Source organism: Paenibacillus vulneris (genome assembly GCF_039543185.1).
Taxonomy (GTDB): domain Bacteria; phylum Bacillota; class Bacilli; order Paenibacillales; family NBRC-103111; genus Paenibacillus_S; species Paenibacillus_S vulneris.
Genome location: NZ_BAABJG010000021.1, coordinates 248,856 through 268,835 on the forward strand (window position 1 = coordinate 248,856; position 19,980 = coordinate 268,835).

Annotated in this window: 19 protein-coding genes; 9 read left to right on the top strand and 10 right to left on the bottom strand. The window is 46.8% G+C overall.

Annotated elements, in window-relative coordinates; genetic code table 11:
* Positions 1–6 precede the first annotated feature (6 nt).
* Entirely contained in the window at positions 7–918 is a 912-nt protein-coding gene (locus ABEA66_RS19470; RefSeq protein ID WP_345589986.1) for a Gfo/Idh/MocA family protein, read from the bottom strand.
* An 83-nt stretch (positions 919–1,001) separates the two neighbouring features.
* Positions 1,002–2,036: a Gfo/Idh/MocA family protein gene (locus ABEA66_RS19475; protein ID WP_345589988.1), complete on the bottom strand. Its 1,035-nt coding sequence runs from the start codon at positions 2,034–2,036 to the stop codon at positions 1,002–1,004.
* A 326-nt stretch (positions 2,037–2,362) separates the two neighbouring features.
* Here ABEA66_RS19475 and pdxK point away from each other — a divergent pair, with 326 nt between their 5' ends.
* Positions 2,363–3,172, top strand: a complete 810-nt coding sequence (gene pdxK / locus ABEA66_RS19480; RefSeq protein WP_079909734.1) for a pyridoxine/pyridoxal/pyridoxamine kinase — start codon at positions 2,363–2,365, stop codon at positions 3,170–3,172.
* Positions 3,173–3,294: 122 nt separating this feature from the next.
* Here pdxK and ABEA66_RS19485 read toward each other — a convergent pair whose 3' ends face one another.
* On the bottom strand, positions 3,295–4,281 hold the full coding sequence (locus ABEA66_RS19485) for a sigma-70 family RNA polymerase sigma factor (protein WP_345589991.1): 987 nt from the start codon (positions 4,279–4,281) through the stop codon (positions 3,295–3,297).
* Between the two features lie 259 nt (positions 4,282–4,540).
* On the opposite strand from ABEA66_RS19485, the gene ABEA66_RS19490 reads away from it, so the two are divergent.
* Complete coding sequence (locus tag ABEA66_RS19490) at positions 4,541–5,611, top strand: SDR family oxidoreductase (RefSeq protein WP_345590103.1); 1,071 nt, start codon at positions 4,541–4,543, stop codon at positions 5,609–5,611.
* A 58-nt stretch (positions 5,612–5,669) separates the two neighbouring features.
* On the opposite strand, the gene ABEA66_RS19495 is transcribed toward ABEA66_RS19490, so the two are convergent.
* Positions 5,670–6,047 (bottom strand): winged helix-turn-helix transcriptional regulator, encoded by a 378-nt coding sequence (locus tag ABEA66_RS19495; protein WP_345590105.1) that lies wholly within the window; start codon positions 6,045–6,047, stop codon positions 5,670–5,672.
* Between the two features lie 295 nt (positions 6,048–6,342).
* Between ABEA66_RS19495 and ABEA66_RS19500 the strand changes: the two genes are divergently transcribed.
* The 4 genes from ABEA66_RS19500 (at position 6,343) to ABEA66_RS19515 (ending at position 10,592) form a co-directional block, all read left to right on the top strand.
* Positions 6,343–7,938: a spore germination protein gene (locus ABEA66_RS19500; RefSeq protein WP_377741343.1), complete on the top strand. Its 1,596-nt coding sequence runs from the start codon at positions 6,343–6,345 to the stop codon at positions 7,936–7,938.
* A gap of 112 nt (positions 7,939–8,050) precedes the next feature.
* Positions 8,051–9,154 carry a GerAB/ArcD/ProY family transporter gene (locus tag ABEA66_RS19505; protein WP_345589993.1) on the top strand — a complete coding sequence of 368 codons (1,104 nt, stop codon included), beginning with the start codon at positions 8,051–8,053 and terminating at the stop codon, positions 9,152–9,154.
* Positions 9,151–10,371, top strand: coding sequence for a Ger(x)C family spore germination protein (locus ABEA66_RS19510; protein WP_079909729.1), 1,221 nt, complete (start codon positions 9,151–9,153; stop codon positions 10,369–10,371). The genes ABEA66_RS19505 and ABEA66_RS19510 overlap by 4 nt, the downstream gene beginning before the upstream one ends.
* Positions 10,368–10,592, top strand: coding sequence for a hypothetical protein (locus ABEA66_RS19515; protein WP_345589997.1), 225 nt, complete (start codon positions 10,368–10,370; stop codon positions 10,590–10,592). Before ABEA66_RS19510 ends, ABEA66_RS19515 begins: the two co-directional genes overlap by 4 nt.
* Positions 10,593–11,210: 618 nt before the next feature.
* On the opposite strand, the gene ABEA66_RS19520 is transcribed toward ABEA66_RS19515, so the two are convergent.
* The 3 genes from ABEA66_RS19520 to ABEA66_RS19530 form a co-directional block, all read right to left on the bottom strand.
* Positions 11,211–11,855, bottom strand: a complete 645-nt coding sequence (locus tag ABEA66_RS19520; protein WP_345589999.1) for a hypothetical protein — start codon at positions 11,853–11,855, stop codon at positions 11,211–11,213.
* A gap of 28 nt (positions 11,856–11,883) precedes the next feature.
* A complete protein-coding gene (locus tag ABEA66_RS19525; RefSeq protein ID WP_345590109.1) occupies positions 11,884–12,885 on the bottom strand; it encodes an RHS repeat-associated core domain-containing protein in 1,002 nt (333 codons plus the stop codon).
* 727 nt (positions 12,886–13,612) lie between these two features.
* Entirely contained in the window at positions 13,613–14,803 is a 1,191-nt protein-coding gene (locus ABEA66_RS19530) for an MFS transporter (RefSeq protein ID WP_079909726.1), read from the bottom strand.
* 306 nt (positions 14,804–15,109) lie between these two features.
* Here ABEA66_RS19530 and ABEA66_RS19535 point away from each other — a divergent pair, with 306 nt between their 5' ends.
* Positions 15,110–15,310, top strand: coding sequence for a hypothetical protein (locus ABEA66_RS19535; RefSeq protein ID WP_079909725.1), 201 nt, complete (start codon positions 15,110–15,112; stop codon positions 15,308–15,310).
* A gap of 148 nt (positions 15,311–15,458) precedes the next feature.
* Here ABEA66_RS19535 and ABEA66_RS19540 read toward each other — a convergent pair whose 3' ends face one another.
* Positions 15,459–16,190, bottom strand: a complete 732-nt coding sequence (locus ABEA66_RS19540; protein ID WP_345590003.1) for a DUF1906 domain-containing protein — start codon at positions 16,188–16,190, stop codon at positions 15,459–15,461.
* A 222-nt stretch (positions 16,191–16,412) separates the two neighbouring features.
* Here ABEA66_RS19540 and ABEA66_RS19545 point away from each other — a divergent pair, with 222 nt between their 5' ends.
* Complete coding sequence (locus ABEA66_RS19545; RefSeq protein WP_345590005.1) at positions 16,413–17,018, top strand: pentapeptide repeat-containing protein; 606 nt, start codon at positions 16,413–16,415, stop codon at positions 17,016–17,018.
* Between the two features lie 63 nt (positions 17,019–17,081).
* Here ABEA66_RS19545 and ABEA66_RS19550 read toward each other — a convergent pair whose 3' ends face one another.
* Entirely contained in the window at positions 17,082–17,876 is a 795-nt protein-coding gene (locus ABEA66_RS19550; RefSeq protein WP_345590007.1) for a hypothetical protein, read from the bottom strand.
* 528 nt (positions 17,877–18,404) lie between these two features.
* Between ABEA66_RS19550 and ABEA66_RS19555 the strand changes: the two genes are divergently transcribed.
* Positions 18,405–19,067 carry a hypothetical protein gene (locus tag ABEA66_RS19555; RefSeq protein WP_345590009.1) on the top strand — a complete coding sequence of 221 codons (663 nt, stop codon included), beginning with the start codon at positions 18,405–18,407 and terminating at the stop codon, positions 19,065–19,067.
* A gap of 80 nt (positions 19,068–19,147) precedes the next feature.
* Here ABEA66_RS19555 and ABEA66_RS19560 read toward each other — a convergent pair whose 3' ends face one another.
* Positions 19,148–19,849 carry a hypothetical protein gene (locus tag ABEA66_RS19560; protein ID WP_345590011.1) on the bottom strand — a complete coding sequence of 234 codons (702 nt, stop codon included), beginning with the start codon at positions 19,847–19,849 and terminating at the stop codon, positions 19,148–19,150.
* Positions 19,850–19,980 lie beyond the last annotated feature (131 nt).

Consider the following 19,980-nt stretch of genomic DNA (forward strand, 5'->3'; position numbering starts at 1 on the left):
AGCTCTTCACAGCTGCACGGCGCTGCCCGTTCTCCTGCTCTCGTTGGCCGCCTCAATGAAACGGATGACCTCCAGTGTTTCCTTCATGTCGATAGGAGCCGATCCCGTACGGAACATCTCCAGTACCGCCTCCAGCATGCTCGCATAATAAGGCTTCGGATGTGCATACACATCGACGAACCGGCTCGCTTGCTCCCGATGGACGAGCGCCCCGAACGTCCGGTTGCCTTTGCGGTTGCCGCGGATCGTGCCTATTCTGCCGTCTTCCCATGCGCCGACGACTTCATCATAATCTTCATTCGTGAACGCCGTAACCTCTTTGCAGCCTCGCCCCATCGCCGCATACAGCATATCGACCGTATGGATGCCGTACCAGAACAGTCCCGGCTGCGTCGGCTGCAGCTCCATTGGGCCGTAGCAATCAACCCCGATGATGCGGCCCTTCTCTTCGTCTGCGATCGCTTCGCTCAGCCCCTGAGCGTAACGGACGGACGAGCAGCTCATCAGCGGAATGCCTTGCTCTTCTACAATCCGGGCCATGGCTTCCGCATCCGCACTGCTTACGGCAAACGGCTTGTCGATGAACACCGGTTTGTTAAACGCCGCCGTTTTCTTTAGCTGCTCGAGATGGACGCGCCCGTCCACCGACAGAAGCAGAATGGCGTCGCAGCGCTCGGCGACCTCCTCAATCGTCCCAACGATCTCGACGCCCAAGCTGTCCCGCAGCTTGGCCGTAAACCCCTCCACGCGGGAATAGCTCAGCTCGAAATCCGGCGATCCGCCTGGATATGCAACGGTTACTTGAGCTCCGGGAATATGATACGGATGCTTCGGATCGTTAAGCAGCTCTGCAAAGGCAGGCGCATGACTCGTATCCAATCCGATCATCCCGATATTTAGTGTTTTTGCAGTATTCATAGAAGCCCCTCTCTCATTTTTTTCTAGTAGTATTCGTGTTCAAGGTTGCCCTATCAACCTCTCTCCTTCGGCCAGATCCTCACTTAAAGCTTAACTTCCTTGCCCGTCCTCGCCGATTCATAGATCGCTAGAATCAGCTCCACCGATTTGCGCGCTTCTTCCCCGGAAATTAACGGCTCCCGGTCTTCCCGGATCGCATGGATCAGATCATCGATCAGTATATAATGGCCGTCCCCGGAAATCGCCAACGGATTATCGCTCCCCTCCGCATTGCGTTCGGAAAGAGAAACCGGGGGCTCTTCCTCGTCCACCGTCTTCCACAGCTTAATGCCGCTGTCCGCGTAAATGATCGAGCCGTGCTCGCCATGAATTTCAAACCGTGGCTCCTGACCCGGATTGACCGAGGTCGCTCCCTGAATGACGCCAAATGCACCGTTCTTATACTTCACGACCGCAACCGCCGTATCCTCGACTTCGATATCCCGAACCAGCGGGGCCGCATAAGCGAATACGCTATCTACATCTCCCATGATCCACCGGATAATGTCCACGCCGTGAACCCCCTGGTTCATCAGCGCCCCTCCGCCGTCTACCTCCCAAGTCCCGCGCCAATCGGCGCTCCGGTAATATTCCGGGCTCCGGTAATATTTCAAATAGGCGTCGCCCAGCACAAGCTTGCCCAGCTTGCCTTCCTGTACGGCCCGGCGCGTCATCAGCGCAAGCTCTGTCGTTCTCTTCTGAAACACCGTAGCCAGCTTAACGTTATGGCTGCGGCATGCGGCAATCATCGCGTCCATGGACTCGAGTGTAATGTCGAGCGGCTTCTCGCACAGCACGTGCTTTCCGGCCTCGGCTGCCGCAATCGCCGCTGCGCTGTGCATGCCGCTCGGCAGGCAGATGCAGACGACATCGACCTCGCACTGCTTCAGCAGCTGCCCAATCTGTTCATATACGTGAGGAATACCGTATTCTTCTGCCAGCTGCTGCGCTTTGCCCGGTACACTATCCACAACGGCGACCAACTCCGCCTCCGGATGCTGCTGGATCGCTCTGGCATGCAGCGGTGCGATGACTCCTGCCCCGATAATGGCAAACTTGATTTTTTTACCTGATGACATTTCAAATTCCCCTCTCCTGTTTTCGGTTCTTTATAGAACGGTACGGCTTGGCTTTAGAAATCCAGGTCCGGCCTGCTCCCATCCTTTCTCCGCTATCATAACGAATGAATCGGGCTTAGCCTATCGCCGCTTTTTCCGGTTTTACCTCAGGAATCAGGGTAGAGGAAACATTGAGGATGAATCCAATAAAATGAATATTCGCTTTTTTCCATTGAAAATTCCGCGTAAAGTGATAGGATAAAGATTACCAAGCAATTATAAAGCGAGCCTCCGAGGAGCGCTTGCAGCCATTTTCATGTTGAGACAGAACTAAGGAGAGAAGCAGTATGAGTATGAACAAAGCTTTAACGATTGCCGGTTCGGATACAAGCGGGGGCGCTGGGATTCAAGCCGATTTGAAGACCTTCCAGGAAAGAGACGTGTACGGCATGACCGTACTCACGACGATCGTAACGATGGACCCGGCCAACAACTGGCACCACGGTGTTCATCCGGTAGCGCTGCCTACGATTGAAGCGCAGCTTCAAACCGTGCTCGGCGGCATCGGCGTCGACGCGCTGAAGACCGGCATGCTCGGATCTGTAGAGATTATCGAGCTGGTTACCGACACCATCAAGAAGCAAGGCTTAAGCCGCATCGTCATCGACCCGGTTATGGTCTGCAAAGGAAATGACGAAGCGCTTCATCCTGAAACTACCGTTGCGCTGCGTGAGCTGCTGGTTCCGGTTGCGGATGTGGTCACACCGAACTTGTTCGAGGCCGCACAGCTGGCGAACCGCGCTCCTATCAAAACATTGGACGATATGAAGGAAGCCGCACAAATTATCCACGATTCCGGCGCCAAATACGTTCTCATCAAAGGCGGGGCGAAGCTCGATCACCCGACGGCTGTCGATCTGCTGTATGATGGAAAAACATTCGAGCTGTACGAGTCCGAAAAAATTGCAACGACCTATACCCATGGAGCAGGATGCACTTATTCCGCGGCAATTACCGCAGAGCTCGCCAAAGGCAGCGACGTGAAGCAAGCCGTCTCCACAGCCAAAGCATTCATTATGAGTGCAATCCAGCATGGCTTCCCGATCAACTCCTTTGTCGGTCCTACCATGCACTCCGCTTACCGGAAATATCAATAATTTTCAAACGCGTCAATTTTTGAAGCCGAAGCCGCAGTACAAAGCCCTGACCGTCGACCTCCCTCTTCTGCAAGCAGAGAGAATCGCTGTCAGGGCTTCTTCATTTTTATGTTATAGAAGACTCATTTTGCCTGTGTCATGTTACTTTGATCAATCGGAAATTGTCCCTTCCAGCTTCCCTTTGTCGTCCCGATTCGATCAATGCTCACATTCAGATACATGAACGGAGGCAGCTTCGAGCCGCTTGTGACGAAGGCAAGCACACCTTCCGGCCGGTCCTTTTCCGCGATACCTACATCCAGTTCCTTCCCTTGAGTATCCGTTAAGTAAAAAGGCAGTCTATCCGGTTTGCTCGTGCCGATGAAGCTCAGTACGCTAAAGCCTTCGACTCCGGGCTCCTGGTAGGTTGGATTTTCAACTTGAATTCCATTTTTCTTCCCATCATTAAGGACATTCCGTCCTTTGGTATCAAATTCATAGGGAACCAGACTTCCATCCGCCTTTGTAATGCTGTAATGAACGAGAATTTTTTTGAAAAAGACATGTTGATATTCCTCCCCGTCCAGTTCCGTATCGAACCGTTTCCGTAATTGCTTCAAGGCCAGATGGACTCTCGATTTGGCTGTGCCTGTCGGAATCTGCAGCAGCTCTGCAATTTGCTCATAAGTATAGTCGTAGTAAAAGCGGTAAATCACCACGATCCTAAGCTTGTAAGGCAGTTGATTGATCGTCTCCTGCAGCTCTCTTTGGAATTCGCTTTCGATTAAGGCTTCACCAGGCAGTTCCACTTGCGGCTCTTCACCTAGACGGGAATGCTTCTCTATCAACCGGAATCTTCTCCAACTTTGTCTTCGCCAATGGTTCACTTGCCGGATCACTATGCCATTCAACCAGAAAAGAAATGGGCGCCTGCGATCGTAGCTAGGTAACGCCCGCCACAGCTGATAGTAGATCTCATTGACAATATCGTTGACATCCTGTTTATTGCGAACAAGCATGCCGACCGTTCCATAGACCTTTTTTCGGGTCATACCATAGATCACTTCCAGAGCTTCTTCATCTCCGGTCATCAATCGGTCTAACCAGTGTTCTAAGTTTTGTTCATTCATTGGAGGCCCCCTGAAATTGTATACACGATGTATTGGCTCCCTAATTAGAAATGGTTCACTAGATTTTTATTTTTTTGCTTTTTCTCTAGAGAGAAAACTTCTCCGTAATATAGACCGTACAAGTTGAAACCTTGCAACGGACCGTTCTTGTCTAACGTAACCTCAAAGTGCCTATATGACTTCAAAGTGCGTACTTTTCACCCGATTCTTTATGGTGCACAATGACAATGTAATCCAAATGGAGAGGGGAATATTAATGATGGAGCGTAATCATAATGCGCAGCATAAAACCGCACTTGTTGTCGGCGCCAATGGCGTCATAGGCAGAAATCTGATCGACCATTTGACGGAGCTCCCGGACTGGGACATCATCGGTTTATCGAGACGCGGAGGTGAATCCTCGGGAAAGGTTCGATATGTGGCTGTCGATCTGCTTGATGAAGCAGATACTCGTGATAAACTAAGTGATCTGTCCCAAGTTACCCATATCTTTTATGCTGCTTATCAGGACCGCCCGACCTGGGCAGAGCTGGTAGCGCCTAACCTGGCTATGCTCGTCAATGTCGTCAATGCAATTGAGCCGATAGCTCCTGGCCTGCAGCATATAAGCCTCATGCAAGGCTACAAAGTATATGGCGCTCACCTGGGTCCTTTCAAAACGCCTGCGCGGGAGACTGATGCTTACCATATGCCTCCTGAATTTAACGTGGATCAGCAGCAATTTCTCGAGAAACGCCAGCTCGGACGCAAATGGACTTGGTCGGCAATGCGGCCGTCCGTTGTGAGCGGATTTGCGCTTGGCAATCCCATGAATTTAGCTATGGTCATAGCGGTTTATGCTTCCATGTCCAAGGAGCTGGGGCTGCCATTGCGTTTTCCCGGTAAGCCCGGAGCCTACAACAGCCTGCTCGAGATGACCGATGCCGGGCTTTTAGCCCGAGCTACCGTCTGGGCAGCTACCGATGAGCGCTGCGCGAATCAAGCGTTCAACATTACGAACGGGGATTTGTTCCGATGGAATGAGATGTGGCCGAAGATCGCCGCCTATTTCGGTATGGAGACAGCGCCTCCCCTGCAGATGTCACTAGAGGTTGTAATGGCGGATAAAGAACCGTTGTGGAATTCCATGATCGAGAAGCACGGCTTGATGAACAACCGTTATCAGGATGTTTCTTCTTGGCGATTCGGCGATTTCGTGTTTTCCTGGGACTATGATTTCTTTGCTGACGGTACGAAGGCGCGCCGTTTCGGCTTCCACGAATTTATCGATACGGAGTCCATGTTCATAAATATCTTTGATGAATTGCGCCGCCGCAAAGTAATCCCATGACATAACTTCTTATAAAAAAACCGGTACTGGATTCCAGTCACCGGTTCTGCTCATTTTATTATTCCATTTCTCCTGGGCTTGGAGCGGCAGTCAGAATCGAGCTATTGTCCCCATAGACCCGTTCCAGGTGCACATCCCCCCACCTGCACATGGAATGAAGGATATCTTTCAAGGTCCAGCCATACTCTGTCAATTTATATTCGACTTTGGGAGGCACCTGGTTATAGGAGATCCGCTCAATGACTCCATCCTTCTCCAGCTCGCGCAATTGCTCTGTCAGAACCTTTTGGGTAATAGCAGGCATTAAGCTCATGAGCTCGCCGTTACGCTTTTCTCCAAATGTCAGATGGAACAAAATCACCGGCTTCCATTTGCCCCCCATCACTTCCAGTGTCACTTCCACCGATGTATTGTATATTTTCTTAGGCTCCTGCATAGGCCGTATCCCCTCCTCTACCTTCACAATACCGATTTGCTCCCGCAGGTGCAAGCTTAAGATGATCTTGAATCTTTGCTGCAGAAGCGGACCGCATACGGCTTCGATCTCCTGATCCCCCGGCCCGATTGGTCCAATGAAGCGTCCCCCGGCATCCCGCAGGAGGCTTTGCCGCACGTATCCCAAGTCGTTGAGAAAGCTGCACGATGAGATAATCATGCCAACTATTTGCATAATAAATGGAAGCACGAACCAAAATATAGAAAATGATCTTTACAAAGGGGCTTTATCCCATATGAGGGGCCAGCGTTTGCTCAATAGACTGTTTACATTATTTAAATCATCCAAGAATCGTACAAACCCGGCCAGTCTTATTCCGAATGCTGCCGGTCATTCCGGGGAGCAAAAGCTGTCTTTGCATTTGCAGCAAAATGATCAGACGCTTCGCACGATTTATGCCAACTGCTCTGATGTGATTTATCGTTCTTTTTTAATCGCTGGCCGAACAAAAGCAATGTTAGTTTATATTGACGGGCTGGCCGACTCCCAAGGCTTGGAGGACTATGTGATTGCTCCGCTGATGAACGACACAACAGGGGACGGCACAGGCATCAAGCCGTTTGTAGAACGAAAAATAAGCGTTTCGCAAGTGAACGAATTCAGCACCATTCCAGAGTGCATCGAATATCTTTCCGGCGGCTATCCTGTTCTGCTGTTCGACCACGAAGTAAGCGGTCTGGCACTGGGTCTATCCAAGTGGGAGAAGCGCAGCATTGAAGAGCCTGCAGCAGAATCGCTCATCCGCGGCCCCCGCGAAGGTTTTACCGAAACGCTGCGAACAAGCACATCCCAATTACGACGAATTATTAAAAGTCCGCAGCTTAAAATGGAAGCCATGAAAATAGGGAACTACACCCAAACAAATGTTGTTATTGCTTATGTTGCCGGGCTTGTAGACATGACGCTGGTGGAGGAAATCAAAACTCGGCTGAATCGGATCCAGATCGATGGAGTCCTGGAGAGCGGATATATCGAGGAAATGATCGAGGATAACCCCTACTCCCCTTTCCCTCAGTTGCTAAGCACCGAGCGCCCAGATGTGGTGTGCGGATGCCTGCTGGAAGGACGAGCAGCTATCCTGGTGGAGGGAACTCCATTTGTTTTGGTCGCTCCTGTCACTCTTTTTTCATTATTACAGGCGGCTGAGGATTATTACCAGCGATTCTGGATTGGAACCGCTACCCGCTGGCTGCGTTACTCCTTTACTCTGATCTCCCTTTTGTTTCCGTCACTTTATGTGGCGGTGCTTACATTCCACCAAGAGATGGTGCCCGGCTCCCTCCTGATCAGTATGGCCAGCTCGCGGGAAGCGGTTCCTTTCCCTGCTCTTATTGAAGCATTGCTGATGGAAATTACTTTTGAAGCACTTCGCGAGGCAGGTATAAGGCTGCCCAAACAAATCGGTGCCGCTATCAGCATCGTAGGAGCCCTGGTTATCGGGCAATCCGCGGTTCAAGCGGGGCTTGTTTCCGCACCTATGGTTATCGTCGTTGCGATTACAGGCATCTCGTCCTTCATGGTTCCTCGTTACATTATGGGGATCACTATCAGGCTGCTGCGATTTCCGCTAATATTTCTTGCCGGGACGCTGGGCCTGCTGGGCATTATGATGGGGGTTATTGCCATCGTCCTCCATCTATGCAGCCTGCGCTCTTTCGGTGTTCCTTACTTATCCGGAGTTTCGAATCCTAATTTGAACCAGCTAAAGGATGTCCTTATCCGAGCACCTCGGTGGATGCTAAATGAACGTCCTCACTTTGCGGGAATGTACGATCAGTACCGTCAGGCTCCCCATCAAAAACCGGGTCCTGAGCGCGAGGATGAAAAATAATGCTGTCTAATTTAGAGCTTATTGCTCGCCGCAGTCTTACTGAGCCTGATTTCTATCGGGCTCATTACCTTGTTTTTCGACATCATCAATACAAAGCGTGGTGAATCTCAAGATGGAGCAAGGGAAAATTTCAGCCCTTCAGCTAGCCCTTATCATGTACCCGGGTATACTGGCTACCGGTTTTATTTCGTTGCCGGTCATAACGGCAATCTATGCACAGAATGATCTTTGGCTAGCGGTTATCCTCTCAACGGTTACCGGCTTATTTTCGATCTATTTGTCCATACGCCTGCATGAGCTTTATCCCAAGCAAACCGTGGTTGAATACAGCGTCAAGATCATCGGCAGCATTCCCGGAAAAATCATCGGTGTGATTTACTTTCTTGTTTTTGCACACTTCGTGGGCGTCGTCAGCAGAGAGTACGCCGAATTTGTTACCGGCAACTTTCTAATTAAAACTCCGATTTTATTGGTACTTTCCTCCATCGTGCTCCTTGCCGCTTTTGCCGCACGTGGAGGAGCGGAAATGATAGCGAGGTGCGCTGTGATTTTCACGCCGATCTTCATCATTCCTTTATTTTTTCTACTGCTGCTGATCCCGGATCTGGACCCCAGGAACCTATTTCCTGTCCTGAGCCGTGGCTTTGTTCCCGTCCTCAAAGGATCTGCCACTCCGCAAGCTTGGCTGAGCGAATTTTTTATGATGACGTTTTTTCTCCCTATTCTGAGCAACCCTGACAAAGGAAAGAAAATGGCCCTGCTCACACTGATTTGTATCATTGTAAGCATGACTTATGTTAATCTGATCTCTTTATTTGTTCTCGGGATCGACATTAGCGACAAAGTTTATCCCATACTGATCGTTTTCCGTTACATTCGGATTGGCGAAATTTTCGAGAATTTAGAAGTGCTGCTTCTCGCCATGTGGATAGTCGGAAATTTCGTTAAACTTAGTTTATTTTTCTATTCGGCCGCCCTTTCCTTCACATTCACTTTTAAATTGACGGATTATCGGACCGTTATTTTTCCTATTGGCATCCTTTCTATCATTTTTGGCTTTTGGGATATTCCCAACTTTTCCGGACTCGCCTATTTCTTAAGGGTCCTTATCCCATTTTATCTTATCACTATGTTTGTGCTTATCCCTTTGGTTTTGCTTATTGTCGCCACGATCCGCAATAAGATCGCGGCCGGTAAAGGAGGCTCGGGCCCGTGAAACCATTCAAGAAACTTATTTGCGCTTTGCCCTTGATTTTGCTGCTTGAAGGCTGCTGGGACCGGACGGAGCTGAACGACCTGGGGCTGATTACCGCATTTGCCCTCGATAAGGGCAAGAACAACAACGTTCTAGTATCGGTACAAATCGTTATTCCTCAAAACCAGAGCGGGGGTATTGCGTCAGGAGGTGGGGGTGGAGGCGTAGGAGGCGGGGCAATGAAACGGACAACCATTCGCAGGGCTGAAGGGATCGATACTGCCGACGCGTTGTCCAAGCTTCAACGGGTGATTCCCCGAAAACAATTTTGGGGACAATGCAAAGTATTTATTTTCGGGGAGGATTTGGCGAAATCCGGGATCCAAGAGCAATTGGATTTTCTGTTACGGCACCCGCAGCCGAGGGAAAGAGGCCTGATGTTTGTAAGCAAAGGAAAGGCTGGGGATGCGCTCGAATTGTTCCCTCCGATTGAACGTTCGTCGGCTGAAGCGATTCGGAAGCTGAGCGACCTTAAAATAGGCATGCAGGTCACAATGGAGCAGCTCAGTATCATGCTGAAGGGGGAATCCAAGGCGGCCGCTCTGCCTCTGCTCTACATTCTTCCAACAACGAAATCGGCAGATCCGTACCAAACGATTCCTTATATTTTCGGAACCGCCGTCTTCAAAAAGGATAGAATGATTGGCACTATTTCGGAGGATTTAACAAGAGGTGTGTTATGGATAAATAATGAAATTCGCGAGTACACGGTAACCTTCAAGATGAAAGGAGCTGGCCGGACAGGGAAAGAGGACAGCGGCAATGTATCCCTTAAGCCGATTCGGGCCAGCGTTAAGTTAATTCCGAATATTCAAGGCAAGCAATGGAGCATGACGATCAAGGTTATCACCGAAGGGGATATCATTCAGAACGGTACCGTTTTGAATCCGATGGATCCGGAATTATTAGACCAAATGAATCTGGCATATCAAAAAGACGTTACAAAGCGCATCCAACGAGCATTGGATGAAGTACAGCATCGTCTAAAAACGGATGTATTTCATTTTGCCAGAGAATTTCACCGGAAATATCCCAAACAATGGGAGGCGTCGAAAGACCGCTGGGATGAAATATTCCCTAAGCTAAAAGTTAACATTGAAGTGAACACCAATATTACCAGAACCGGAAATCTCAATGCGCCGGGTGGTTTACCCCTAGAAGAGGTGAAGGAAAAATGAGATGGAGTTTGTTTTGGACCGTAACGATTGCCATATTGTTCATTTTAGGACTCGAGTGGCGCCGGGTAAAGACAAAGCCGAAAAAAGACCGGCTCATGTTCCTGTCGCTGCTCCTCATCGGATGGCTACTCTCCATGCTGGACCTGCCCCATACGCCAGGTCCTTCTACCTTTCTTAAATTCGTCTTTTCTCCGTTTAAAGGGATATTGGAGGAGCAATAGATCCGGGTTGTCCGGCGGATAACTCGTAAGAGGTATAGTAAAGGATTTCATTCTGACTGCGCGGTTTTTTCAATTACCGCCTCGGTAAATATACTTCGCGCCGTATATTGCAGCCCCTTACCCTGCCGCGGCCTAATGCTTAATTCATGGTAGCAGACAAGGAAGGGAATGCCTTCACGGCCACGCATCAAAAGATCAGGAGTCGTTCGTACCGGATGACACCGACTCCTGCCGCTAACGTCTTAATACACTGAGGCTGTATTCTCGCCCGAAGTGGGGAGCGAGTACGCCCCAAATGGTCCCAGTCGCCATTTCTACCTTCGCCATAGCGTCCGAGATTGAAGGTATCCTATCTTTTTGGGATAAGATACCCACTAATTCTTCCCCTTCCTTACCTAACTGATAGCTACTCTTTGTTGGAATGCATTTAACCGCCGCGGCAAACATAAAAAAGAAACCACAACGCGAGGTTAGTTGAACTGTAACCCGTAAAATGGGCCACTTGAAAAAAGTGACCTCTATTATAACCACCCGTAAATTATCACTGGGTGGCCTAAAGACTTATTTTGAACCGCCGATTAATTTTTCCGGCGCTTACTACATGGGGAATTTTAAAGTCTATTTATTCTTTAATTTTTGAGCTTTCCGAAAAAACTTTGCTCTAATTTTCTTGTCAGATGATCCCTCACTAGGGGAAGTAAAATAGTCTAATCCTTCCTTAGTTATTCTATCGTGTTCTAATGCATAATCTAATAAAAAATAGACCCTTTTCTCAAACAAATACTCAATATCTTGAAAATCTAAGTTCAACCCTTCGTTAATTTTTTGTCGATATGTGAATGAGATGATCTCTTTTTGAAATGCATTACTTTTAAAAACATCTTTTACTTTTAACAGTTGATTTTCAGATATTTTGTTAAATCTCACCGCTTGTATAGCAATATGTTCTAGGGCTGCAAAGTTATTGACCTTATACACATTTATCAAATCTTCCAATAACTCATCAGTAATACACCCTCCATTATTTCGTATCTTCAGCGTAAAAGCCCACCAAATAATATTTTCTTTTACGCTCTCTTCTAAATTAATATCATTCCTGAATTTAAATATTAAATCTATCGCTTTTTCTGAAAGTTCATTGTGAATATCTAGCTGTTCACTTATAGTCATTTTATTAATCAACATTTCAATTTCACTGACTATAGTTTTAATATCAAGAAAATTCTCTTCAACCAAATTGTTGATTTGTTCAATAATTTTCAACAAATTTATGAATCCTTTCTAAATAAAGTTATTTTTTTGCCGGGCTTTCATCAGGGTTTCTTTTGTAATATTTGATTATTTTACCAACCGTACTTCTAATTTGAGTTTTATAAGTCTTTATTAGTTCAACATGATAGCGAGTCATTTGCTTTTCATCAGCATCTGAATAAGGTTTGCCATTTTCACCAACCCTAATATCAACACCATTTTTATCAACAACATGAACATGCGGTATATAATGATCATTCGACTTATATCTATGTTCGATATAACCAATGCTTGTTTCGGGAGAAACTCTTTTTGGAGGCAGTCCGTCAGCAGCATATGCTTTTGGTGAAATGAAATCGGATATTCCATCGTACCAATTTCCATCATCCACAGTAATCTGTACTGCAAGTCTTACACCTGTCGCTTTTCCATTCTCAAGTATAAACCTAGCTTCCCCTATCATACAATCAGTATAGCTACAAGCATTGTTCCTCCACTCATCATTTGCTGCCTCTAAGATTTTCTGTTTTTTACCCCAATATTCATGGCAGGCAGTATCCTTACAATACTTATCCCTGTGTTTCTGTAAGTCAGACCAAATACCCGCATTTTGGTTAACTAATCCTCTTACTTCATCGTCTAGATAATCATCATATCCACTATAAGAATCCACATAACACCCTGTATCTTTACCTGCAATGCACATACCGCTTGGGTCAACATACTTCAACGGATTATTATGTACATACCCGTAAAGGTTCTGACTCTGCGGATTCCACAGATTACCTTTATACGTATCCTCACTAATAAACCGTCCCAACTCCGGCTTATAATACCGCGCTCTTGCGTAGGATAATCCGCTATAGAAATCATACCCTAAGCCTGTATAGCCGTACAAGTTGTCCGGTCCCGGCCAGTTCGGATCGAATTTCTTGGCATCGAGCGGAACACCGAACTCGTCGTAATGATAACGAGACGAGCGCGGCCATCTTTCTCGATCAAACCTATGGTGCTGCCTAGGGCATCGTTCAAGTAGAACAATGTGCGAGGGGCTACACCCGGCTCAGCTCCTCCTGCACCTGGAGTTGGTTCCCAGCCATTATTCGCATCATATGCCGGCAGGTAGGTCATGCTAATCCGTTCGCCGCCTGCACCGTACACGTAAGACTGCTTCCACTTCGTTTCATCCGCTTCGGTCACCATGATGGGCTCCGGCAAACCCAGACTCACGTCATTGGTATAATTGAACTCCCAGTGCTTTTTCTTGAATTGCTTCTCCCAGCCTTCTCGGGGTCCACCCGGATGCATATCCGGATACGGCTCCTCCACTTGCCCGCACTTCTTCGCTAATCCCGGCGGCACGAAGCCTGGAGGCACGACATGACATTTTCCGTTTCCGTTTCCGTTGCCATTTCCATTGCCATTACCGTTTCCATTGCCATTCCCATTCCCGTGGCCGTTGTTATTGCCATTTCCATAGCGATCCGGTCCGCCTGCTACGTCTACGCTCATTTTCGTCCGATTGCCGTCGCCGTCATACTGGTACTGTACGATATCGCCGATATCGTTAATGTGCTTTTGCAGCAGGTTCGCCGCATTCCAGGTATACTGCTCCAATACGTATTCGTACTCGGTTACCGCCCCGTTCGGCATCGTTTGATGGGGGAATGCCCGTGGCTTACAAAGTTAAGGATTAAGTCCTACGAATAAAAAGAACCGCCCGGATATCCGAACGGTCCATTTGACAATATTCAACTCTCAATCTTATACTACCCCTGCTGAGCGGAAGGCTTGTGATTCACCGACATATAAGCCAGAGCACCGGAGCACAATAGCAATATTCCCGTCACCCAGAAGACACTGTGAATCGAGAATACACCGCTTATGGCACCGCCGACCAGCGGTCCCAGCATGCCTCCGAGCTGATTCGCCGTCTGGTTAAGACCAAAGGCCCTACCGCGGAAATCCGCCGGTGTGGACCGGACCACCAGTCCGTTCAGAGCCGGGAACACCGCACAGAAGAAGGCTCCATATATAAACCGCACGATGGAGAAGCCCCAAACGCCGTGAAACAATAGCTGCGCCAAATTCCCGAGTCCTCCGACAACCAAGCCGATAATCAAAATTTTATGAAAGCCGATTTTATCCGCCAGCTTGCCCCAGCGCGGAGCAAACAGGATGCTTGCGATCCCTACAAGAGAGAATACGATTCCCGCAAGGAGCGATGCGTCTTTGGCCGATCCGCCGATCTGCACGATGTACAGCGGCAACACCGGTTCAATAGTCATAACCGAGAATTGCGTAAGCAGTGTCAAAAGCAGCACGGTTACGAACGGCCGATTGCTAGCAGCGAGCTTCATGGAGGACAATATAGAGGTTCGGTCCTTGCTTGGAACGAATTTCTCCTCCGTTACCCAGAACAAAACAAGCAGCGTGCTCAGCAAAACGAAGACCCCTGCACTTGCAAAGGCCACCCTGCTGTCAAAAATTTTGGAAATGATCCCGCCAAGCAGCGGACCCATAATGCTTCCGGTAGCGGTAGACGTCGACATAAGGGAGAGCGCATAGCCTACATGCTTCTCCGGCGTATTGGTACCGACGAGAGCGATAGAGCCGGGAATAAAACCGCTCAGCAGCCCTTGCAGCAACCGCAGGATCAGCAGCTGATAAGGGCTTGTCACCAGAGATGTCAGGATGTATATGACAAAAAGGACAAAGCCCGCGCGAATAATCATAGGCTTCCGCCCATATTTATCCCCAAGAGCACCCCAATAGGGTGCCGAAATCGCCCCTGCAAAAAAGGCGGAGCTGAATAACAGCCCCGACCATAATTCAATATGCTGGCTAACGCCGATATGCAGCAAAAACAGCGGCAAAAAAGGAACGACCATCGAAAAGCTTGCTGACGTAATAAAGCATCCTACCCACAGGAGCCATAAATTTCGTTTCCAAGTTACCATAATAGCCTCCGCAGTTGATGACCTTGTTAATCATTTCTTTACAAAGTTCATCGTAACACCCGGATATGCTTCTGTAAACCCGTAAGAGATTTCCGTACAGACTCCCGTATAGATGGCAGTTCCCATCTGTGAAATCGCTTCATAGTATAAAGTGATCAAGTTTCCGACGGGTGCATTTAGACAACGAATGACAAATAATGACTCAAACTTTTATTTTACGACGGTTTCCTATAAAATTAAGATGAACAAACTATACCCACTCGTCAGCAGATAATGGAGTAATCTAGGAAAAGAGGGTGGATTTTTATGCCAAGATTGCTATACGAGTATATTTATGTCAACATGTGGATCTTATTATTTTTGACCTTATTATGGGCGAACGACGGCCATATTTCTTTTATTGAAAGCTGCTTCCTGATTCTGTTTTCCGTTACGGTTATGATGTTTGTGGCAAAAAAGCAATTGCGGACCGAAGGAAGCGCCCGTTTCCGGAAGCCCCCGCTGTAATCCAGACGTTTCCCGGCAGTCCTCGCACCGCGGGGATTTTTTTATTTATACAATTTATGAACTGGTTGCTGAGAAACCTATGGAGACTGCTATTTGCCAATACTAGGCTTCCCAACTGCCTGGACGGTTTTATTTGCACATTTGAACGTCACTGTTCCGGTTGCCCCGACGCTTTGCGTAATTCATTTGCCAGCCGGTGGAAGTCCTCCTTCCCCGCCGCATCGTTGGCCGCCTCGTACCCCGCCTTCATGAAGCCAATCAGCTTATTGGCGTCCTCAGGATTCAGCATATAATCAGCCGGTATCGTACTCCACCAGCCTTCTTGTCCATAGGATTCGTTCAAGTCGATTCCAATTCCGTTCACGACGATATCGTTCAAATATTGATAAATGTTGGCGACAGATGATTTTTTGCCCCCGCTCCAGGCGTAGGTTTGCCAAAAGCGCGAACAGGCTCCCGCGGCATAAACCGCCTCGACGACAGCATAGGACCCGTAAACTCCCGTATTATACCCCGGTGTAGCCTCGCTTGCCCCTTTAATATAGGCAATCACTGTTGACATCTGGGCTGGCGTTGCATCAAAATCTACGGCAAAATAAATCGTACTTCCAGGCGGCTGGCCCATCTGCGCTGCCAGATCCAATGCAATAGCGCCATCCTTCAAGCCCGTGCTTCTCCCTCCGAGTGCCCGATCCGCCGTCGTCTCGAATACGGAAACGATCTGCAGTCCGGCGTTGCAAATCGATTGAACCTCTTTTACCGATAATGCCTTCCAGCTGCTTGGAACCAGATAGCGAGCCACAAATACATAACCGTCCTTTTTAAAGGCCGCGGCTGTACTGTCCGTCAGCGGTGTAGCGCAATCGAAACCTTTGGCCATAGCGTATCTTCTCCTCTCAAGCTGCATGAGCAGCATATCTCTATAGTACAAAATATGCATAAACCGCCTTATTGTCCTCCTTCGGAAGCCCTAACGCATGGAAAAGGGCACCGCCCGCTCCTTCACACTTGCGGAATTTATGATGAAGGATTCATAATAAAGGTTAGGATCAGGATTCAAACGAATAAGGAACGAAGAATCTGTGCCAACGGGGGACAAAAGATGTATTCCTACATAGACCAGCATTATAAGGAAGTAGACTTTAGCTACAAAGATTTGCGGGAAGGCGAGCTCCGCAGCTGTACGTTTGATCACTGCCGATTTAGAAGCTCACAATTGGAGGAAATGTGGAGCTACGGGTGCCAATTTACGGATTGTGATTTCACCGGCGCCCTGCTTAATGCCTCGGTGCATATAGGCTCCGCATTTACCAACTGCCGCTTCAAAGGAGCTTCCTTGTTCGTTGCCAAGTTCGAGGAGTGCAAGATGGTCGGGTCGGACTTCTCCGAATGCAATCTGGATGGCATTACAATCCTTGGAGGGGATTGGTCTTATACGAATCTGAAGCATTGCAATCTAAGCAAGCAATCCCTTCGAGGCATACGGCTGGTGGAAGCCGATTTGTATGAGAGCAATCTGGAAAAATGCGATCTTCGGGAGGCCGATCTATCTAGAGCCCAGCTGGCCAAGGTACGTTTACAAGGGGCGGATTTGAGAGGGGCTGTACTGGACGGAGTGAATTTCAAGTCGTTCGATGTCAAGGGAGTCCGAATGGATGCGGGACAGGCCATCGCGTTTTTAAGATCTTATGGTGCGAAGGTGGAGTAATTGGCTTCGATTAGTTATTATCATCGGCTTAGCCAGCGGCTTCAGCAGCCTTAGAAGAGTCTGTTACAAACATTGCTCCTCTAAGGCGCCTGCAGCAAGTTGGGGGAAAAAGGCGTGTCGCAGCGGACTGACTGCTGCATCATTTTGGAGTTGTAGAAACGAATTCAGTTTCTTTCCATGCAAACGTTTTTTGGACGATGTTCCCGATACGTCATAAAACTCGACAGAAAACCCATCCGCGCTTGTTTTCGAGAGCTTCGTGGAGTAACGCTTCTTATCACTTATGAAAATTCCGTTATGATCTTTGACCTGCAGCTCTTTAATGTCTCCTGAATTGCTTAGCGTAAACAGTTTAAACACGTTTCCATTACTCGATGCATATTGCCCGATCGTAAAATCCAAATTCCCGTCCCCGTTATAATCGTCAAATTCCAAATTAAAAAATGAGTTAAAAACCACATCACCATCGAAAAAGCTGTTCAAATTAACGGAACTCTTCACCTCACCCTGCTCATTGGAAAGCTGAATTTGAAAATTCCCCCGCCAAGTACGACCCATGAATGGGCCCGGGGTCCAATCTTCGAAATACTCTCCGTCTGTTTGTATAACATTCAAATATTCTTTTTTATTTGTAAGGTCAAATAGATCATTTCTGGACAACGCGATCGGCCCGGTTATATGAATCATCTCGGATGATAGAGGATCTGTTGAAATTTCTGCTCCTGAACTGTCGGATATAGAGGCGGCGGAATTCTTAGAATTCAAGATACTGTTTGACGACATCGGTAGAAACAAAATCGTCATAACACTTACTATCAATACCGCCAAAAGCAAACTGTACCTGGCTTTTAGATTCATACCTATCCACTATTTCCCTTTCCCGCAAAATAGAATTTCGAAGCTAATTTTGTAGCGTTCTAGATTGCCATTCTAAGCGCCTCGTTTTTATTATTTATAAAATATGCATATTATGTATTACAGCCTATGACAGGTATTTACACGCTAAAAGTAATACTTTATTGAAACACATTTGCAAACTCTTATAATAGTAAATCATTACCAAATAAGGGATTTGTGATAATATGTTATTAGATGAGGCCTCATCTATTAAATTAATAAGATTAGGAGCTTTAGAAATGATAAAAAAATTGCAAAAATGATATGGGATGGGATATAAAGTGTAATTATACTGTTACAGCTTTAAAAGGATACATGTCCTATGCTGATATATCAATTACTTTTCCAGGGCATGAAACCATTGGCGGAGGGACTCATAGAACCACATATCAGTTGAGAGGCGTGGCGATGTAACTCTTAAATAGATATTGGTTCTGACGGTAGCACTACATGCTATCGTCAGAATTATTCATTAAGGGAGGATTCTAAATGGAATGGTTTTATCAGGATATTCTAATTGACACTCCTGTAACTGAAAGAAACATAGAAGAAATGGATATAAGTAGAATATCTCTAATGGAGTCAGTTGATCGTATCTCATACATAGCACAATATTACTGTCTAAGTGCATTGTTCACTGGTAATAGAACTCTAATCCAAATACCAGTCTATTCAAATGAACATTATCACATTATTATGAATGAGATTGCATCAAATTTTAAAGACATTCGGATAGTATCTTACTCGAAAAAGGTTACAGAAGTAAATCTAATGTCTATTAAAGAAAGCACCACTGAGATTATTAAAAAACTTATAGTCGATAGAAATATAAATCAAATTGCGTATGATATGTATGGGAGTAATATTACTACCGACTCTTCACCTAGAGAACCTCATAAGTTAAATTGGTTTTCAACTCATATTCATATGATATCCAAGCTGGAAATGGATGAAAATCAATCTAAACTAGCAAAATTTCTTCAAGAAAGTCATCTTGTAAATGGCGACAGTTTTGGGGTTTACGTCAATGGTTGGGCATTTAATGACTCGCTAAAAGATAGGCTTGCATTTAGATTTTTATGTTCGTTTTGTAGAGAAATACAATTTGCAGTTGATAAGGATAATAATGTCATAGAATTAAGATGTTTTTAGTAAGTGATTGCAACAACTTTTTTCCATTAACAATGTCTTTTACCAGACGAATGCTTAGATTCGTAAAAATGTCAGAATCTTCATGGACAATCAGACTCAATCTTCCTCAGTTTGATGGAGGACAAGATATCACCATTCAAGTGTGCATGCAAATCATTGTTAGATAACCAAAGGTCACCATAGCGCTCCATGACCAGCACGTCCCCACACCGGTAAAATGCATGGGTAGGTCCCTCTTCTTTCGGGCTAATATAGTACCCATTAAGCCACACATCTTCAATAGGTTTATTAAACAACATTTGTATATTATCTATTTTTCCTTCTATCGTATAAAGATGTTTGCAGCCAAAAACAACCTCCTGTAAACAAAAGCTTTTCAGAAAATGATATAAAGAGTCATTTACAATGATATGCCCCTCGGCATTATCATCCCAAAGCAAGCACTCGTCACAGTAGACAGGCGAATTTTTCTGACCTGCTTCCACTTGGCAAGTCCAGTTGGCTTGATTCTCCTCAAGAAAGGTAACCTTATCCTGGTCCTTCTTTAGACGCTCCACCGAGTAAAGACAATCCTGCTGTTGAAAAATCTCCGGAGAGTTCTCGAGGTGATCGTCCGACCCCTTTTTCCAGCGTCCTGCAAATGCATATAGTTCATGTAACGCCTTTGGCAGATATGGTGGAATTTCGTCCGCCGGTACACCGCAGGAGCTGTCGTATCTTCCGTACCAGTTGATTAAAAAATACTTTAGATCATCCAGTTGATCTGTATCCTTCAGTAACATTGCAGCCTCCTGCTTCATTGATTCCCATAGGATCAAGCTCCCATTATTAATGCTATTTATTCCATTTTACCAGAACCTTTGGCAAAAATATCCTCCCTTCAAGTATAATAGTTATATATTATTACATTCAA

Excerpts from the sequence above, each read along its gene's own strand:
- ABEA66_RS19470 (WP_345589986.1), bottom strand. The coding sequence starts at position 918 with ATGAATACTGCAAAAACACTAAATATCGGGATGATCGGATTGGATACG.
- ABEA66_RS19475 (WP_345589988.1), bottom strand. The coding sequence starts at position 2,036 with ATGTCATCAGGTAAAAAAATCAAGTTTGCCATTATCGGGGCAGGAGTC.
- pdxK (WP_079909734.1), top strand. The coding sequence starts at position 2,363 with ATGAGTATGAACAAAGCTTTAACGATTGCCGGTTCGGATACAAGCGGG.
- ABEA66_RS19485 (WP_345589991.1), bottom strand. The coding sequence starts at position 4,281 with ATGAATGAACAAAACTTAGAACACTGGTTAGACCGATTGATGACCGGA.
- ABEA66_RS19490 (WP_345590103.1), top strand. The coding sequence starts at position 4,541 with ATGGAGCGTAATCATAATGCGCAGCATAAAACCGCACTTGTTGTCGGC.
- ABEA66_RS19495 (WP_345590105.1), bottom strand. The coding sequence starts at position 6,047 with ATGCAGGAGCCTAAGAAAATATACAATACATCGGTGGAAGTGACACTG.
- ABEA66_RS19500 (WP_377741343.1), top strand. The coding sequence starts at position 6,343 with ATGAGGGGCCAGCGTTTGCTCAATAGACTGTTTACATTATTTAAATCA.
- ABEA66_RS19505 (WP_345589993.1), top strand. The coding sequence starts at position 8,051 with ATGGAGCAAGGGAAAATTTCAGCCCTTCAGCTAGCCCTTATCATGTAC.
- ABEA66_RS19515 (WP_345589997.1), top strand. The coding sequence starts at position 10,368 with ATGAGATGGAGTTTGTTTTGGACCGTAACGATTGCCATATTGTTCATT.
- ABEA66_RS19530 (WP_079909726.1), bottom strand. The coding sequence starts at position 14,803 with ATGGTAACTTGGAAACGAAATTTATGGCTCCTGTGGGTAGGATGCTTT.
- ABEA66_RS19535 (WP_079909725.1), top strand. The coding sequence starts at position 15,110 with ATGCCAAGATTGCTATACGAGTATATTTATGTCAACATGTGGATCTTA.
- ABEA66_RS19540 (WP_345590003.1), bottom strand. The coding sequence starts at position 16,190 with ATGGCCAAAGGTTTCGATTGCGCTACACCGCTGACGGACAGTACAGCC.
- ABEA66_RS19545 (WP_345590005.1), top strand. The coding sequence starts at position 16,413 with ATGTATTCCTACATAGACCAGCATTATAAGGAAGTAGACTTTAGCTAC.
- ABEA66_RS19550 (WP_345590007.1), bottom strand. The coding sequence starts at position 17,876 with ATGAATCTAAAAGCCAGGTACAGTTTGCTTTTGGCGGTATTGATAGTA.
- ABEA66_RS19555 (WP_345590009.1), top strand. The coding sequence starts at position 18,405 with ATGGAATGGTTTTATCAGGATATTCTAATTGACACTCCTGTAACTGAA.
- ABEA66_RS19560 (WP_345590011.1), bottom strand. The coding sequence starts at position 19,849 with ATGTTACTGAAGGATACAGATCAACTGGATGATCTAAAGTATTTTTTA.